This window comes from Xanthomonas arboricola pv. populi (assembly GCF_002939945.1).
Taxonomy (GTDB): Bacteria; Pseudomonadota; Gammaproteobacteria; order Xanthomonadales; family Xanthomonadaceae; genus Xanthomonas; species Xanthomonas arboricola_A.
In genome coordinates this window covers 741861-760624 of the sequence record NZ_MDEB01000001.1, presented here as the reverse complement: position 1 = coordinate 760624, position 18764 = coordinate 741861, and the positions used below count along the sequence as shown (strand labels likewise).

At 66.1% G+C, this 18764-nt stretch carries 8 protein-coding genes and 1 pseudogene; all 9 read left to right on the top strand.

The genetic code is table 11. The features are described from left to right. The first annotated feature begins 60 nt into the window (after positions 1-60). Entirely contained in the window at positions 61-1260 is a 1200-nt protein-coding gene (prpF, locus tag XaplCFBP3123_RS03515) for a 2-methylaconitate cis-trans isomerase PrpF (RefSeq protein ID WP_104532803.1), read from the top strand. A 188-nt stretch (positions 1261-1448) separates the two neighbouring features. Beyond that, the gene (locus XaplCFBP3123_RS03510; protein WP_104532802.1) at positions 1449-3665 is read left to right on the top strand and encodes a TonB-dependent receptor; all 2217 of its coding nucleotides are present in this window, start codon (positions 1449-1451) and stop codon (positions 3663-3665) included. Between the two features lie 105 nt (positions 3666-3770). Next, positions 3771-4742: a nucleoside hydrolase gene (locus tag XaplCFBP3123_RS03505; protein ID WP_104532801.1), complete on the top strand. Its 972-nt coding sequence runs from the start codon at positions 3771-3773 to the stop codon at positions 4740-4742. Positions 4743-5313: 571 nt separating this feature from the next. Then, a complete protein-coding gene (locus XaplCFBP3123_RS03495; RefSeq protein ID WP_172453068.1) occupies positions 5314-10215 on the top strand; it encodes an alpha-2-macroglobulin family protein in 4902 nt (1633 codons plus the stop codon). Between the two features lie 150 nt (positions 10216-10365). Then, positions 10366-10833: pseudogene (locus XaplCFBP3123_RS21820) on the top strand (REP-associated tyrosine transposase). A 214-nt stretch (positions 10834-11047) separates the two neighbouring features. Then, a complete protein-coding gene (locus XaplCFBP3123_RS03485; protein WP_104532799.1) occupies positions 11048-14146 on the top strand; it encodes a TonB-dependent receptor in 3099 nt (1032 codons plus the stop codon). 165 nt (positions 14147-14311) lie between these two features. After that, on the top strand, positions 14312-15259 hold the full coding sequence (locus XaplCFBP3123_RS03480) for a glycerophosphodiester phosphodiesterase family protein (RefSeq protein ID WP_172453067.1): 948 nt from the start codon (positions 14312-14314) through the stop codon (positions 15257-15259). A gap of 135 nt (positions 15260-15394) precedes the next feature. Then, positions 15395-16171 carry a CPBP family glutamic-type intramembrane protease gene (locus XaplCFBP3123_RS03475; RefSeq protein WP_253254125.1) on the top strand — a complete coding sequence of 259 codons (777 nt, stop codon included), beginning with the start codon at positions 15395-15397 and terminating at the stop codon, positions 16169-16171. Between the two features lie 110 nt (positions 16172-16281). Then, on the top strand, positions 16282-18702 hold the full coding sequence (pbpC, locus tag XaplCFBP3123_RS03470; protein ID WP_104532797.1) for a penicillin-binding protein 1C: 2421 nt from the start codon (positions 16282-16284) through the stop codon (positions 18700-18702). Positions 18703-18764 lie beyond the last annotated feature (62 nt).

Below are 18764 nucleotides of genomic sequence, written 5' to 3'. Positions count from 1 at the left end.
GCAACGCCGCAGTCGGCGCGTCTACGCTGCGATAACGCTCAACCGAGACAGACCAAACCCATGACTCATCTTCCCCAACTCCGCATCCCCGCCACCTACATGCGTGGCGGCACCAGCAAGGGCGTGTTTTTTCGCTTGCAGGACTTGCCCGCTGCCGCGCAGCAGCCCGGGCCCGCGCGCGATGCGTTGTTGCTGCGGGTGGTCGGTAGCCCTGATCCGTATGGCAAGCAGATCGATGGCATGGGTGGGGCGACCTCCAGCACCAGCAAGAGCGTGATCGTATCGGCCAGTGAGCGCGCCGGGCACGATGTGGACTATCTGTTCGGGCAGGTGTCCATCGACAGCGCATTCGTGGACTGGAGCGGCAACTGCGGCAACCTGTCGGCAGCGGTGGGGCCGTTTGCGATCGCCAATGGCCTGGTCGATGCCGCGCGGGTGCCGCGCGATGGTGTGGCGACGGTGCGGATCTGGCAGGCCAATATCGGCAAGACCATCGTGGCGCATGTGCCGATGACCGATGGCCAGGTGCAGGAAACCGGCGACTTCGAACTGGACGGGGTGACCTTTCCTGCCGCCGAAGTGCAGCTGGAATTTCTCGACCCGGCCGACGATGCCGAAGGCGAGGGCAGTGCGATGTTCCCCACCGGCAAGCTGGTCGACCAGCTGGAAATTCCCGGCCTGGGCACGATCGCCGCGACGCTGATCAATGCCGGCATTCCGACCATCTTCGTCAACGCGCGCGACTTGGGCTACACCGGCACCGAGCTGCAGGAGGCGATCAATGGCGACCCTCGCGCATTGACGATGTTCGAGACCTTGCGTGCGCACGGCGCAGTGCGGATGGGCCTGATTGCGAAGGTGGAAGACGCAGCGACGCGGCAGCACACGCCGAAGGTGGCGTTCGTGGCGCCGCCGGCCGATTACACCGCGTCCAGCGGCAAGCCGGTGTACGCGGCCGAGATCGACCTGCTGGTGCGCGCGCTGTCGATGGGCAAGTTGCACCACGCCATGATGGGCACCGCCGCCGTGGCGATTGGCACTGCGGCAGCCGTGCCCGGCACGTTGGTCAACTTGGCGGCGGGCGGTGCGGCGCGTTCTGCGGTGCGTTTCGGGCATCCGTCCGGCAGCTTGCGCGTCGGCGCCGAGGCCCAGCTGGTGGACGGCCAGTGGCAGGTGACCAAGGCGTTGATGAGCCGTAGCGCGCGGGTGTTGATGGAAGGCTGGGTGCGGCTGCCGGTCGACTCCGCCCGGGTCGGCTGATCGCCTGCTGAGACCGGGCCCGGCGCAATCCACAAATTGCATCCGCGTGTTGCATTAATTCGAACGAATTTTCGAATTCGGAAAACTTTTTCGCACGCGCTCTGCCAAATTTGTGTAAATCGTGTTAATTCTGTTGCAACGCGGCATGCAGATCAGGCCGCCCCGCCAACCGAATTCGGAGTCTTCCCATGTCCGCCAGCCGGTCGCTCAAGATCAGCGCGCTCGCCGTTGCCGTCGCTTCCCTTCTCCCGTTCCATGCCGCTGCACAGCAGGCGCCTGGCGACGACGGTGTCGTGCGTCTGGACGCGGTCAAGGTCACTGTCGAGCGCCGCTCGGAAGATTCCAAGGACGTGCCGGTCTCGGCATCGGTGCTGCGTCCGGAATTTCTGGATGCCATCTCCACCAGCGGCTCGGATATCCGCGTGCTCGCCGGCAAGGCGCCCAGCCTCAACATCGAATCGTCCAACGGACGTGTGTTCCCGCGCGTGTACATCCGCGGCTACGGCAACACCGATTTCAACACCTACGCCTCGCAGCCGGTGTCGTTGATCTATGACGACGTGGTGCAGGAAAACGCGTTCCTGAAGGGCTTCCCGATCTTCGATCTGGAAGGCCTGGAAGTGCTGCGCGGCCCGCAGGGCACGCTGTTCGGTCGCAACACGCCGGCCGGCGTGGTCAAGTTCAATTCGGTCAAGCCGACCATCGGCGCCAATGACGGCTACGCCAGCCTGTCGTACGGCACCTACGGCACCATGACCCTGGAAAGCGGCCTGAGCATCGCCATGGGCGAGCATTGGGCGGCGCGTCTGTCCACGCTGGGCCAGCGTCGCGACGACTGGGTGGAAAACCGCGACGGCCGCGATCTGGAAGGCTATACCGATTCGGCCGTGCGCCTGCAGCTGCTGTACCAGGCCAGCGACGATTTCAGCGCCTTGTTCAACGCGCATGCGCGTCACCTGGACGGCACCGCGCGGCTGTTCCGCGCCAACGTCATCCAGCCCGGCACCAACCAGCTGGTGGACGGCTTTGATGAAGAGAAGTCCTTCATCGACGGCGCCAACAACCAGGAACTGCAGACCTACGGCGGCAGCGCCAATCTGACCTGGGACCTGGGCGACATCGCGTTGCACTCGATCACCGCCTACGAAGGCATCGGCAAGTACTACAGCCGCGGCGACATCGACGGCGGCTTCGGCGCGGTGTTCGCACCGCCGTCCGGCCCGGGCGTGATTCCGTTCCCGGTGGAAACCGCCGGCGGCATCAAGAGCCTGGACCAGTACAGCCAGGAACTGCGTGCCGAATCGCAGTACGAGGGCCCGCTCAACTGGCAGGCCGGCCTGTACTACTTCCACGACGATGTGGAAGGCGAAAACTACACCTACAACACCTTCAGCGGCGGCGATCTGGCCAGCTACCAGCTGACCCGCCAGCGCAACACCTCGTGGGCGGCGTTCGGCTCGTTGAACTATGCGGCCACCGATCGCCTGAACCTGCGCGCCGGCATCCGCTACACCTACGACAAGAAGACCTTCGACGTCCTGGCGCTGGACCGTGTCACCCTGGTCGAACCGTCCAGCGGCGAGACCGACAACTCCAAGGTCACCGGCGATCTGGCGGCCACCTTCGCCATCAACGACGACGTCAATGTGTACGCCCGTGCCGCACGCGGTTTCCGCGGCGCCAGCTTCGGCGTGCCCTCGGGCACCGCGCCGCTGACCGTGGCCGAGCCGGAGACGGTTGATTCATTCGAGATCGGCATCAAGTCCGACCTGTTCGACAACCGCGCGCGTCTGAGCTTCGACATCTACGATTTCCGCGTCAAGAACCAGCAGCTCACCGCGGTGGGCGGCGTCTCCAACGACGTGCGTCTGCTCAATGCCGACAAGACCAAGGCGCGCGGCGCCGAGTTCGACTTCGAAGCGCTGCTCACCCAGAACCTGCGCGTCACCGCCGGCGGCGCCTACAACTGGACCCGCATCGACGACCCGGCCCTGTCGGTGGGCGTGTGCCGCAGCTGCACCGTGACCGACCCGCTCAACGCGGCCGGCAACGCCATCATCGACGGCAACGATCTGCCGCAGGCCGCCAAGTGGATGGCCAACGCCACTCTGCGTTACGGCATCCCGATGGGCAACGACGGCGAGCTGTTCTTCTACACCGACTGGTCCTACCGCAGCGAAGTGAACTTCTTCCTGTACGACTCCAAGGAGTTCACCGGCCAGCCGCTGGTCGAGGGCGGCGCCAAGATCGGCTACAACTGGGGCGCGGGTGCGTACGAGCTGTCGGTGTTCTGCCGCAATTGCACCAACCAGATCCGGGTGACCGGTGCGATCGACTTCAACAACCTCACCGGCTTCATCAACGACCCGCGCATCGTCGGTGCGCAGTTCCGCGCCAACTTCTGATCGGCGTGGTGGTGTAGCACTATCGAACCGCCGGCCAACATGCCGGCGGTTTTTTATGGTCGCAGGAGTCGGTGCATGCAGCGGAGATGGCGAAACGCGTGGTGGATGCTGGGGCTATGGTGCGCATCGGCAGTGGCATGGGCGCAGACACCTGCTGCCACTGCGGCGCAGGCGCCGCCAACGCCCACGTCCACGGAGTTGCTGGTGGTCTCCACCGATATCGGCGACGACATCGACGATGCGTTTGCGCTGGGGTTGTTGCTGCGTAGCCCGCAACTGCGTGTCCTGGGCATCGCATCGGCCTGGGGCGACACCGGCTTGCGCGCGCAGTTGCTGCAGCGCCTGTTGCAGCAGGCCGGGCGCAGCGAGATTCCGTTGGCGGTGGGTGCACGCACCACCAGCGCGATCCCCTTCAGCCAGGCGCGCTGGGCCGCCAGGGGACAGCTGCCAGGCAAGCTGCCGGATGCGGCGGCGATGATCCTGCAGCAGGCGCGCCTGCATCCCGGTGAGGTGACCTTGCTGGTGTTGGGGCCGATGACCGACGCCGCAGTGGCGCAGCAGCGCGACCCGGCCGGCTTTGCCAAGCTCAAGCGCATCGTGGCGATGGGCGGGTCGGTACGCGTCGGCTACGGCAAGTCGGCCTATCGGCCGGCCAGCGCGCCAGCGCCGGAGTACAACATCCTGGCCGATGTACCGGCGGCGCAGCGGGTGTTCGCGGCCGGCGTGCCGATCGTGTTGCTGCCCCTGGACGCCACCCAGATCACGCTGGAAGAACCCGAGCGCATCGCCTTGTTTGCACATGGCGATGGGCTCACCGATGCGCTCACCCAGCTGTACTACCAGTGGCGCAATACCGACCAGCCCTGGGCCAGCGCCACGCCGACCCTGTTCGACGCAGTGCCGGTGGCCTGGCTGCTGCGCCCCGACCTGTGCCCGACCACGCCGTTGTATCTGGACGTCGATGCGCAGGGCTACACCCGCGAAGGCGTAGGCACGCCGAACGTGCAGGCCTGCCTGCGCGCGCACAAGTCGGCGTTGATCGAGATGTACATGCGCACGTTGTTGCAGTTGCACTAAGAGCGTCGAGCAGAACGAGTTCGTTTGCGTCTGATGGGCCAGTTGCTGGGCGATAGGGCTGCAACCTGGCTGCCGGGACCTTGCCCGCCCACCATCGCGGGACACGCTGCAACGTCCCTGTAAGCTCTTACGCGGCATCCATGCTGCGTAAGGTCCCGCGACGGTGGGCGGGCAAGGACCAGTCGAGATGGTCGGTGGACATGGTGTTCAACAAAACAACCGGCAACTGTCTGGTGCGGTGCCCTCGCCGATTGCGGGACCGTGTGGCGGCATGGATGCCGCCACCGAGCCTCCATGGACGGATTCACGGCGTGTCCCGCGAGCGGTGAGGGCGCCGCGCACTCGACCAACCAGGCTTTGACTGCATCTAAAGAATCCGGCTAGCAAAACCAATGCGTTTACCGTCGGTCGGGCGTGCCGCTACATCGCAACGCTCGCCCGGCCGCGCATGATCACCGCCCATCGGTCAATCCCTGCGCTGCCCCATGGCCACGATCAGTGACGTGAACGGCATCGCTATACTTACGTCCTCAGTCATGGGGTAGCGCGAATGGACAGCAGGGAATCAGGGATGAGGTGGTCGGGCACGCGGCGCATGTTGCTGTGGGTGGTATTGCTGTGCGTGGCGATCGGCGCGGTGGCGTGCAAGCGCAACGAAAGCGGCCAGCTGCCTGCCGCCAGTGGCGAGGCGATCAAGGCCGACAAGCAGGCGATCACCGGTTTTGCGCTGGCGCGCGCCTATCCCGACCAGACCAGCGACGGCCTGTCGCTGGCGCTGGAGTTCTCGCGGCCGCTGGTCGGCACCCAGGACTTCGATGCGCTGGTGCGCTTCGAGGAAAAGGTCGGCACCGGCGACAGCAGCTGGTCGCTGTCCGATGACGGCAAGACGTTGCGCTACCCGTACGTGGAAGCGGCCAAGGACTACACCGTGCTGGTCGACGCCAACCTGCTGGCGGCCGATGGCAGCCGCCTGGGCAAGCCGCTCAAGCAGAAGGTCTACACCGGCGCGCTCAAGCCGGTGGCCGGGTTCGCTTCGCAAGGCAGCGTGCTGCCGGCGCGCGAGAGCCGCGGCCTGCCGGTGGTGTCGGTCAACGTGCCGGAAGTGGACGTGGAGTTCCTGCGCGTGCGCGAGAAGTCGCTGCCGGCGTTCTTCCAGCAGTTCCAGCGCGGCGGCCGTCGCGGCAGCTGGGAGCTGGAGAGCGACTACAGCGACAAGCAGCCGTTGTCCAAGCTGGCCGACCCGGTCTACGTCAATCGTTTCATTCTTGGCGGCAAGCAGAACGAGCGCGTGCTGACCTACCTGCCCACGCAGGACATCAAGGAGCTGCAGGAGCCCGGCCTGTACTTTGCGGTGATGAAGCGCGCCGGCAGTTTCGACGATGGCTTCGATACCGCCTTCTTCACCGTCAGCGACATCGGCCTGCACACGCGCGCCTACAAGGACAAGCTGTTCGTGCACACCGCCTCGTTGCAGAGCGGCGAGCCGATCAAGAACGTGGAAGTGCGCGTCCTCGATGCCAAGGGCGAGCTGTTCCTCAAGGGCGCCACCGACGGCAACGGCAATGCGCTGCTCAACTACACGCTCGATGCCGGCCACGTGCTGGTAGCGCGCAGCAAGACCGATATCTCGGTGCTGCCGTTCAATCAGCCGGCACTGGATCTGAGTGAATTCGCGGTGGCCGGGCGCGACAGCGCGTGGTTCGACGTGTTCGCCTGGGCCGGCCGCGACCTGTATCGCCCCGGCGAGACCATGCGCGTGTCGGCGATCCTACGCGACAACGACGGCAAGCCTACCAAGCCGCAGCCGGTGTTCCTGCGCCTCAAGCAGCCGGACGGCAAGACCTTCCGCGAGACCAGGCTGCAGCCGGGCGAGCAGGGCTATTTCGAGTTCACCCAGCAGATTCCGGCCGATGCGCCGACCGGCCGCTGGCAGGTGGAATTCCGCACCGATCCGGCCAGTAAGGACGCCGTGCAGGGCATGACCGTGCGCGTGGAAGAGTTCCTGCCCGAACGCATGAAGCTGGACCTGGACAGCACGCAGAAGACCCTCGGCGCCGGCCAGCCGTTCACGCTGGTCGCCAATGCCGCGTACCTGTATGGCGCGCCGGCCGACGGCAACCGCTTCACCGCCAAGCTGGCGGTCAGCGTCGAGCAGCATCCGCTCGCGTCCTTGCCCGGCTGGTTCTTCGGCGACCCCACGCTGGAACTGCCGCGCGAAGCCAAGGACGTGATCGATACCACGTTCGGCAGCGACGGCGTGTTGCGCGAAGACATCGCGCTGCCCGCCGAAGCCAGGCCGGTCAGCACGATTGCCGCGGTGGTCTCGGGCAGCGTCTACGAGACCGGCGGGCGCACCGTCACCCGCACCGTCAAGCGCGTGCTGTGGCCGGCCAAGGCGCTGGTCGGCGTGCGCCCCTTGTTCGACGACAAGGACGGCACCGATGCCAATGGCACCGCACGCTTCGAACTCACCCGCGTGGACGCCGATGGCAAGCCGCAGCCGGCCAAGGGCCTGAAGGCCACGCTGGTACGCGAGCTGCGCGACTATCACTGGAACTACACCGACGACCATTGGGATTACGACTTCACCCGTCGCTTCGAGAACAAGGACACGCGCACGCTCGATATCGCCGGCGGCAATGCCAAACTCGAGGTCCCGGTGGAGTGGGGCGAGTACCGCCTGGACGTGTTCGACCCGGCCACCGGGCTGACCACGCGCTACCCGTTCCGCGCCGGCTGGAGCTGGAACGACGAAAACCGCGGCCTGGACGCGCGCCCGGACAAGGTCAAGCTGGCCTTGGACAAGACCGCCTATCGCGCTGGCGACACGCTCACCGTCACGCTGACCCCGCCGCATGCCGGCAAGGGCGTGTTGCTGGTGGAAAGCGACAAGCTGCTGTACGTGCAGGACATCGACGTCAAGCCGGGTAGCACGTTCGACATTCCGGTGACGGCAGCCTGGGAACGCCACGATGTGTACGTCACCGCGTTGGTGTTCCGCGGCGGCAGTGCGCCGAGCAAGATCACCCCGGCGCGCGCGGTGGGCGTGGCGTATGTGCCGATGGACCGCAAGGCGCGGCGTGTCGCGGTGGGCTTGGCTGCGCCCAAGCAGATGCGCCCCGAGCAGGCCTTGCCGGTGACGGTGAGCGTGCCGGAGCTGGCCGGCAAGGCCGCGCACGTGACCATCTCGGCGGTGGACGTGGGCATCCTCAACATCACCCGCTTCCCGGTGCCCGATGCCAACGCGCAATTCTTTGCGCAGCGTCGCCTGGGTACCGATGCGTACGATATCTACGGGCGGGTGATCGAAAGTTTCGAAGGCGCCAGCGGCAAGCTCAAGTTCGGCGGCGACATGGCGCTGGAAGCCTTGCCGCAGGCCAAGCGCCCGACCGCGCGCGTGCAGACCGTGGACCTGTTCTCCGGCTCGGTGAAACTCGATGCCCGTGGCAATGCGCGCGTGCAACTGCCGGTGCCGGATTTCAACGGCACGCTGCGGGTCTCGGCGTTTGTGTATTCGGATGCGCGGTTCGGCAATCAGGCCATGGAAACCGTGGTGCGCGCGCCGATCCTGGCCGAGGCGAGCATGCCGCGCGTGATGGCGCCGGGCGACCGCAGCACGGTGACACTGGATGTGCAGAACTTCACTGGCAAGCCGGGCGAGTTCAATGTGCGCGTGGACGGGATCGGCCCGCTGGCCATTGCCGAGGCGGCGCGCAGCGTCAAGCTCGGTGTGGATGCCAAGCAGACGCTGAGCTTCCCGCTGAGCGCCACCGAAGGCTATAGCGTGGCCAAGGTGCGCGTGCGTGTGGACGGCAACGGCTTCAAGGCCGACCGCAGCTACGACCTGCCGGTGCGTGCCGGTTGGCCGCAGGTGTTGCGTGCGCAGACGCGCGTGCTCGATCCGCTGGCACCGATCAGCCTGGACAGCGGCTTTGCCGATGGCCTGATGGCCGGCTCGGTGACCGCGCGCATGGTGGTCAGCCCGCTGCCGCCGATTCCCTTCGCCAGCGCCTTGCAGGGTGCGTTGGACTATCCGTATGGTTGCGCCGAGCAGACCACCAGCAAGGGCTACGCCGCGCTGTTGCTCGACGATGCCACCGCCAGGGCGCTGGGCACCAAGGGGCTGGAAGCGGCCAAGCGCCGCGAGCGCATGGAAGGCGCATTCGGTCGCCTGGCCTCGATGCAGATCGCCAGCGGGCATTTTTCGATGTGGGGCGACGACGGCTACGTCAATCCGGGCCTGACCCCGTACATCGCCGAGTTCCTGCTCGATGCCAAGGACGCCGGTTTTGCGGTGCCCGACAACGTGCTGCAGAAGGCGCTCAATCGGCTCAGCGAAGACCTGCTGTCCGGTGGCAACGAGTTCTACGGGCAGGACCGCCGCGATAGCCTGAAGTTCGCCAACCAGGCCTGGTCCGGCTACGTGCTGGCACGCGTCAATCGCGCCCCGTTGGGCACGCTGCGCGCGCTGTACGACAACCAGCGCGACAAGGCGCTGACCGGCTTGTCGCTGGTGCATCTGGGTGCGGCGTTGTCGCTGCAGGGCGATACCAGGCGTGGGCAGGCGGCGATCAAGGCGGGTTTTGCCAAGGACAGCAGCGAGCGTCCGCCGTACTTCGCCGATTACGGCAGTGCGATCCGCGACGATGCGTTGATGATGGCGCTGCTGCACGAGCGTGGCTTGTCCAAGCCCGAGTACGACACCCGCGCTGTTGCGCTGGGCCGCGCGCTGGATGCGCGTCGCGCCACCGGCTGGCTGTGGTTGAGCACCCAGGAACAGGTGGCGCTGGCGCGGTTGGGCAAGGCCTTGATGGTCGGGCAGGGCAAGCAGGTCTCCGGCACCTTGACAGTGGGCGGCCAGGCGCAGGAGATCGCTCCGGCGCGCCTGTTCGGGCGCAGTTTCGACAGCGCCGCCTTGGCGCGCGGCGTGCAGTTTGCGCCGCAGGGCGAGGCCCCGATGTACGCCAGCCTGGAAGTGGCCGGCATCCCGCGCAGCGCGCCGGAGCCGGACACGCGCACCCTCAGCGTGGAGCGCAGCTGGTACACCACCGACGGCAAACCGTGGGCGCCGCGTGCATTGAAGGAAGGCGAGGCGTTGATCGTGCGCGTGGCCATCACCGCCAACAGCGACATGCCCGACGCCTTGCTGACCGACCTGTTGCCGGCCGGGCTGGAGATCGAGAACTTCAATCTCGGCGATGCCAAACAGTGGGCCGATGTGGTGGTGGACGGCATCGGCATCAGCGAGCGTTCCAGCGCTGCCGACGTCAAGCACGAAGAGTTCCGCGACGACCGTTATGTGGCCGCGCTGGCGCTCTCCTCGGGCAGCAAGGCGCAGCTGTATTACCTGGTGCGCGCCGTCACGCCGGGTACCTACACGGTGCCGCCATCGTTGGTGGAAGACATGTACCGCCCCGAGCTGCGCGGCGTGGGGCGCAGCACGCCGGCGACGATGACGGTGGTGCAGCCGTAGGGCATCAACGTAGGAGCGCGCTTGCGCGCGATGAGGCCTCCCGGTAACGCCCATCGCGCGCCAGCGCGCTCCTACGTTTGGAAGTTTTCTCACCGAAGCGAGCGTCCGATTCCCATGCAAGCGCTTGCAGGGGTGGGCCAGCATGCATCGATGATCAGCTCTACTTTCGCGGGACATCGTGCGCTACGTCGTGGCCGTCGCTCGCTGGCAAATTGCTGCTATCTCCTCACCGTCACAACCTGCCAGCGGCGACGTGTGTTCGAGGATTTTCAGCTGGCCGCGTTAGCGTGCCGCGCGTTCGTCGCCGCGCTTCCAGAAGATGCCACGTTGCTTGCCTGGGTGCTGATGCCGGACCATGTCCACTGGTTGGTGTAGTTGGGAGATGCGACGCCATTGGCGCGGACGGTGGCATGCATGAAGGCAGCAAGCACGCGTGCAGTCAATGAGCAACGCGGGGTGCGCGATGCGGTCTGGACGCGCGCCTACCACGACCGTGCCTTGCGCAAGGACGACGATCTGCGCAGCGTGGCTCGCTACCTGATCGCCAGTCCGCTACGCGCCGGGCTGGTTGAACGGGTGGGCGCCTATCCATTCTGGGATGCCATCTGGCTCGCGTAGGAGCGCGCTTGCGCGCGATGCGGAATCACCGGGAAAGCCTTATCGCGCGCAAGCGCGCTCCTACGCCAGCAGAGCCGCTGCTTCGCATGTGGGGACATCGTTGCGCACTGTCTTTTCGATGCGATGCAAGCGACACGCAAGGGTCATTTTTACGGGCTACGGTGGCGTGCTTTCTCACCGGCGCGGCGCCCTTGCTGCGCGATCCCGGGATTCCATGCAGCGCTCCGATCCGTACCGTTTGCACCTGTCCGTTCTCGCCGTGGCCATTGCGGCCTGTTCGCCTGTTTCGCAGGCATGCGCAAACGCGCGTGCGGCCATTCCAGTCGACGCCTCAGCTCAAACGTCTTCTGCGGCCATGGCCACGACCACGAGCGCATTAGCGAGCGCAGCTCAAGCTGGAGCTCCAGCTACAGCTACAGCCAATAATGACGAGGCAACGACCTCCGATGCTGAAGTTGCGCCTGCAAAGCAACGTTCTCCATTGTCAGTAGATGCATCTGCTGATTCCACAGACGCTGCATCGATAGGCCCTGCATCGCGGGTATCGTCGCAAGGCGATGCATCCAGTAGAGACGCACCGGCCGCCACCACCGGAACCGGCATGCAAACCCTCGATGCCATGCAGGTCACCGGCGTGCGCCGTGCCAATGCCGCCGCGGTGGAAAGCAAGCGGGCGGCGACCAACATCACCGACGTGATCAGCGCCACCGATGTACGCGCCTTGCCCGACAGCACCATCGTCGAAGCGCTGCGTCGCGTGCCCGGCCTGTCGGTATTGCCGGCCACCGACAACGAGCATCCGCGCGACGAGGCGGCCACACCGGTCTTGCGCGGCCTGGGCCCGTCCTACAACAACGTCACCATCGACGGGCTGACCATCGCCTCGCCCGGCACGCCGAACGGCACGCTCGGTTCGATCACCCGCGGCGTGCGTCTGAATCTGCTGCCGGCGTCGATGGTCAGCGAGTTGCAGGTGGTCAAGACCTTCACGCCCGACCTGGACCCCAACGCAACTGGCGGCGCGATCAACCTCAAGACGCGCAGCGCGTTCGAAAACGGCGGCAAGCCGTTCTTCAGCGCCGAAGCCGCGCTCGGCCACGCCAACGATGTCGGCAAGCCGCGCGATCAGGACGACCCCGGCTATCGTTTGAACGCCACCGGCAGCCGCACCTTCGGCAGCGAGCAACAGTACGGCGTCACCCTGTCGGCCAACTACCAGACGCTGAGCAGCTACACCGAAACCCATATGACCACCGACACGGTGCATTACGGGTTCTACGACAACAACGGCGTGCTGCAGACCGGCGCCAATCTCGGCAATGGCTGGGCGGTGCCGCAGCAGGACAAGTACTGGTACGTGCAGAATCAGCGCGACCGCTATGGCGTCACCGGCAAGTTCGAAGTGCATCCCAGTGCCGCGCTCGAAGCCTATGCAATGGCCGGCTATTACTATTTCAAGGACGACATGCAGCGCAACGAGGTCCTGATCGACCCGCGCGAGCGTGGCCAGGTGTCCAATCAGACCGCCACCTCCGGCAGCTATCCCGGTGGCGATATCGAAGTGGGCTATTCCAACCAGATCGTCACCACGCGCACCAAGGTCGCGCAACTGGGCACGATCTGGCGGCCCACCGATCGGCAGCAGCTCTCCGCGCGCGGCGCGTGGTCCGATGCGACCTACGACGAGCCGATCCGCATGATCAAGTACGCCACCGGCATCACCCGCGCCGCGCCGGTACCGGTGGGCCAGACAGGCAGCGGTGTAACCATCAATGCCACGCCCAATTACGCATTCGACTACGACACTTCCGGCTTCGACCAGCGCTTCGGTGTGTCGCCGCAGGCCTACAACGATCTGGGCAACTACAGCCTGTCGTATTGGCGGCCGGACTATAAACGCACTGCCGCCGATCGCATTCTTACCGGTCGGCTCGATTACGGCTTCAATCAGGGCGAGAGCGATCAAGGCATCGGCTTTGCGGCAGGCGTGTCGTACACCACCGATAAACCGTCCTACGACATCTATCGGGTCGAATATCAGCCCAACACCAGCGCGCCGGCGTTCGGCCTGGCCGATGTGGCGGGCACCGGCAGGGCGCCGATGCGCTATGCCGGCCTGAACCTGATCACCATCGATCCTGACAAGGCCAATCGCGCGTTGGCTGCGACGCCGCTGAGCGCGTTCAACAGCACCGACCAGCAGGCCTTCAGCAATCAGGACAACTTCACGCATACCGAAAAAATCTTCGGCAGCTACGGCCTGGTCAGTTATCGCAGCGAGCGTTTCAACGTGCAGGCTGGCCTGCATTTCGACAGCACCAGGCTTGATACGGTCGGTCGCCAGCGCCAGCTGGATACCGCGACCAACCGCTATGTGTATGTCGATAACCCGACCGATGCGGATTACAACTATCTGCTGCCGTCCGCGATCATGACCTATCACCTGACCGATGCATTGGACCTGCGCGCCGGTGCAAGCCGCACGCTCGGCCGCCCGCCCTACGATGCGTACGCGGCGCGCACCTCGATCGGCTTCGTCAACACCGCCGATGCCGGCAACCCGAATGCGCAAGGCGTCACCGTCACCATCGGCAACCCGGACATCAAGCCGCGCGTGTCCAATAACCTGGATCTGTCGCTGGAATGGCGCCTGCCTGGTGATTTCGACGCGTTTGCGTCCACGGCCGTGTTCGACAAGCGCATCCAGGACGAGATCTTTACGCTTTCGCGCACCGACAGCGTCACGTTCGACGGCACCACTTACGCCAACGCGTTGATCAGCACGCCGGCCAATGCCGCCAAGGCGCGTATCCGCGGGGTGGAGTTCAACGGCATCGTCAATACCCTGGCGCCCATCGCGCCGTGGTTGAGTGGGGTCGGTTTCAGCGCGAATGTTGCGGTGCTCGATGGCAGCCTGGATGTGCCCTATAGCGTCGGTAGCGGCAGCAATGTGCGCCAGCGCGAGCGCAAGCTCGACAACCTGGTCGGCCAGCCCGACTACACCGCCAATGCCACGCTGTTCTACAACACCGGCGGGCTGGAGCTGCGTGCGGCCTACAATCGCCAGGGCAAGGCCTTGCGCGCCATCGTCAGCAATATCGATTGGCAGGATCTGTACTGGTCACCGCGTTCGCAGCTGGATGTCACCGCGACCTATGCGCTCAGCAAACAGCTCAGCCTGATCGGCCAGGTCAGCAACCTCACCCACAGCCGCATCACCAGCGTGACCGGCCCCGGGCAGAACCTGCTCAAGGACAGTTATTCGGTGCCCACCACCTATTGGTTCGGGTTGCGCTTCACGCCGACGTTCTAAGCGCGGCGAATGACGCGTCGCCAGCGGTCGTCAGATGCGTGCGGGCGGCTCGGAAAAAAGTGGAGTGTGCAGGTGGGTGGATGCCGCACCGAGCACCGTGCATCGGCCGCGCTCGCTCGACGCACGCGCAGTCGTTCTGTTTATTCTTTCAAGCGGAGTCGTTCGATGACCTTACGTTCTGTCGCCACCCTTGCGGCCATGCTGTGCGTGGCGCTTGCCACCACTGCGAGCGCAGCGCCCACCGGTGTCGCCGCGATCCAGGCCCGGCTGACCAATCCGGACGGCGGCATCGTGGTGGTGGCCCATCGCGGTTGCCACGCGCCGGCGCCGGAGCATGGGTTCAAGGACAGCGCACCGGAGAACTCGCTGGCCGCGCTGGAGCGCTGCATCGCCATCGGTGCCGACGTGATGGAGACCGATGTGCGCCGCGCTGCCGACGGCACCCTGGTGATGCTGCACGACGCCACCGTGGACCGCACCACCGACGGCACCGGCAAGCTGTCCGAGCTGACCCTGGCCGACCTGCAAAAATTGCGGCTGCGCAGCGACGAAGGTGGCGCGCAGGCACCGCTGACTGATCAACGCGTGGTCACGCTCGAGCAGATGCTGGCCAGGTCCAAGGGCCATATCCTGCTCAATCTGGACGTCAAGGATGCGATCTACGTGCAGGTGGTCGATGCGGTTGCCCGTGCCGGCATGCAGCACCAGGTGATCGTCAAGGCCGAAGCCGGCATCGCCACACCGCCACTGGCGGCGATGCTGCCGTTCGACACCGTGTATTTCTTCCCGATCCTGATCAAGGCCCATGGCACTGCCGATCTGGCAGCGATTGCCACTGCGCAGACACGCAACGCGCATCCGGTCGCGTTCGAGCTGCCCAAGATGACAGCAGCGCAATTGCCGGCGTTGGTTGCAGTGAGCAAGGCACACAACGTGCGGCTGATGGTCAACTCGCTGTGGGAAGGCTTCATCGCCGGCTACGGTGGCGACGCCGATGCCGGGCGCGACCCGGACAAGGTGTGGGGTCGCCTGTACCGCGAGGGCGTGTCGATCATCCAGACCGATGCGCCGGAAGCCTTGCTGCGTTATCGCGCCTCGCTGGAGCCGCGGTAAGCGTCGCATTGCATCGCGGCATGCAGCCGGCGCGCGACGCGGGCGGGATGCTGTCGCGGCGCATGCAACCTGACACTGCGGCGATGTCGCTGCCAGCGGTATAGTCGCACGCTGTTTGCACGCAAGGACGTCTGCATGCCGCTCGATACACCCTCGCGTCGCTTCGGTCGGCATGTTGTCTGGTTGGTGGTGCTGCTGGTCGCGCTGCAGGTGCGCGATGTGGCCAAGGCCATGGGTCTGCCCATCCCGAAGATTCCGGTGCCCTACGGCGGCGGGATTGCCGACAATCTGCTCAGCGTGGTGGTTGTGCTGGTCGCAGCGGTAGTGCTGCGTCCTGGCATGCCAGGCGAACTCGCGGCATGTCTGGGGCTGCGTTGGAACGGCGTGCGCGGCCCGGCGCTGACGTTGCTGGCCACACTGCCGTGCTGGCTGGGGCTGTGGATTCAGTCCAGCTCGGTCGGCACCGACGATCTGCTGGGCCTGCTGTGGTTGGCGCTGCTGTTTCCGCTGGCCGAAGAAATCGTCTTTCGCGGTTTTGGCTTCGTCTTTGCCTGCCGCGCGCTGGCCTGGCGCCCGGCGACCGCCGCGCTGGTGCAGGCGCTTGTGTTTGGCGGCGTGCATTGGCTCGGCGCAGGTGGCGGAGGCGGCGAGGCGTTGCTGATCTTCGCCCTTACCGGTGTCGGTGCGCTGCTGTTTGCCATTGTCGACGCGCAGGATGGCTACACGATCTGGAGCGGCTGGGTGTTGCATGTCTCGCTCAACGCGGCCTGGACCGTCTTTGCCGTCTCCGATTCGGCCGCCAGTGGCTGGCTGGGCATGGCGTTGCGCCTGTCTGCGGTGTTCCTGGCAATGGGGTTGCTGCGGCTGTTCGTAAGGCTGCGTCGCTCGCCGCGTGCGGAGGTCGTGGGTTAGGGCGCTTGTCGTCGCGTAAGGCAGTAGCGCGCGGCAACGTTGATCGCTCAACGCCGAAGAGTGCCGCGCGATAGTGGCCGAAATGCGTTTTGCCCTGCATCCTTGGCAGGATGGATGAGCAGCAGCACGTGCAGGCAAGGACCGACCGGACGCAGGGGCGCGCCGCTGGCCAGGATGGTGTGGCTCGGCGTAGCCGCCGCTGGTTGACAGGGCTACGTTGGACCGCCGTGGCATTGTTGTCTGCTGTGTTGCTGTTGGACCTGGCCTTCCCACTGCCACTGCCCAGATCCCGCGACACCTCCACGCTGGTGGTTGCACGCGATGGCACGCCGCTGCGCGCCTTCGCCGACCGCAATGGGGTGTGGCGCTATCCGGCCAGCCCGCAGAGTGTGTCGCCGCTGTACCTGCAGGCGTTGCTGAACTATGAGGACCGTTGGTTCTGGCGCCATCCCGGGGTCAATCCGTGGGGCCTGCTGCGTGCCGGCGGGCAGTGGATCGGGCAGGGGCGCATCGTCTCCGGCGGCTCGACGCTGACCATGCAGGTGGCGCGCATCCTGGACCCGCACACGCGCACACCGTGGGGTAAGGCCAAGCAGTTGTTGCGCGCGCTGCAGCTGGAAGCGCACCTGAGCAAGCGCGAGATTCTGACGCTGTACCTGGAGCGCGCGCCCTACGGCGGCACCATCGAAGGCGTGGAAGCGGCCAGCTGGGCGTACCTGGGCAAGCCGGCCAAGGCTCTGTCGCAGGCCGAAGCCGCATTGCTGGCGGTATTGCCGCAATCGCCCAGCCGCCTGCGCCCGGATCGCCATCCCGAGGCTGCGCAACGCGCGCGCGACAAGGTGCTCGACCGCATGGTGGAGCTGGGCGTGTGGTCGCGCGCGCAGGTGGACGATGCGCGGATCGAGCCGGTGGTGACGCGCTCGCTCAAACCGCCGTTGCACGCGGCGCTGCTCGCGCAGAGGTTGCATAGCGCGCAACCGCGCGCGGCACGCATCGTCACCACCCTGGATGTGGAATTGCAGCGCACGCTGGAAGAACGCGTCGCGACGTACTTTTCGCAACTACCCGAGCGCACCTCGGCCGCCTTACTGGTGGTGGACAACGTCACGATGGAAGCGCGCGCGTATGTGGGCTCGGCCAGCTTCGGCGATCGCAAACGGCTGGGGCATGTGGACATGGTGCAGGCCTGGCGCTCGCCCGGCTCCACCCTCAAGCCGTTTCTGTATGGCATGGCCCTGGACGATGGGGTGATCCACTCCGAAAGCCTGTTGGTGGATGCCCCGCAGAGCTTTGGCAGCTACCGGCCCGGCAATTTCGATGCGGCCTTCAATGGCCCGGTGAGCGCGGCGACGGCGTTGCGGTTGTCGTTGAACGTGCCGGCCGTGGACCTGCTCGATCGGATCGGCCCGGCGCGGTTTGCCGCGCGGCTGTCCAATGCCGGCATCGAGCTGCGCTTTGCGCGCGGCAGCGTGCCCAATCTGGCGCTGATACTGGGCGGTACCGGCGCGCAATTGCAGGAGTTGGTCGGTGCATTTGCAGCGCTCAATCGCGGTGGCATCGCCGGGCGCGTGCGCTACACACCGGCCGATCCGCGTATCGAGCGCCGGCTGATGTCGCCGGGTGCGGCCTGGATCGTGCGCGAGATCCTGCAGAGCAATCCGCGCCCGGGGTATGGCGGCGTGACCTTCGACACCGCCGCGCGCCCGGGCGTGGCCTGGAAGACCGGCACCAGCTACGGCTACCGCGATGCGTGGGCGATCGGCGGCACGCGCCGTTACACGGTGGGGGTGTGGGTGGGGCGGCCGGACGGCACGCCGCTGCCCGGCCAGTACGGCGCCGTCACCGCGTTGCCGTTGATGTTCGAAGTCATCGACACCTTGCCCCGCAGCGCTGGCGACAGCGCGCCGGTGCCGATGCCGACCACTGTGCAGGCGCTTGCCATCTGCTGGCCACTCGGCGGCGCGGCCGATCAGACACCACCGGCGCAATGCGCACGCCGCGCCGACGCCTACGTGCTCGATGGGGCAGTACCGCCCACCTTTGCCGAGCGCGATGCGCGGCTATGGCAAAGCGGGCAGCTGCATTTCGATGTGGATGCGCGTAGTGGGCAGCGGTTGTCGCAGGAGTGCAGCCAGCCGCATGCACGCGTGCCGCAGGCAGTGGCACGCTGGCCGGCATTGGTTTCGCCCTGGCTCAGCGCCGCTGAGCGCAATGCCGCGCAATTGCCGCCGCTGGCTGCGGACTGTCTGCCGGATGGGCGCATGACCGGCGGCGGTGTGCTGCGTATCGATGGGCTGAGCGACCGCGCCACGCTGGCGCGCGCCAACGCCACCTCGCGCCCGGTGCGCCTGCACCTGCGTGCCCTGGGCAGCGACGCGCGTATCGACTGGCTGCTGGACGGCCGCTGGATCGCACAGACCAACGGACGCCAGGGATTTCAGCGCGATTTCGCCGAGGTCGGCACGCATACGCTCACCGCAATGGCCAGCGACGGTGCCTGGACACAGCTGCGCTTTCGCGTATTGCGCTGACCGGGCACGTACTGCGCCCGGTCAGCGTGCACACACCCGTAGGAGCGCACCTGGGCGCGATA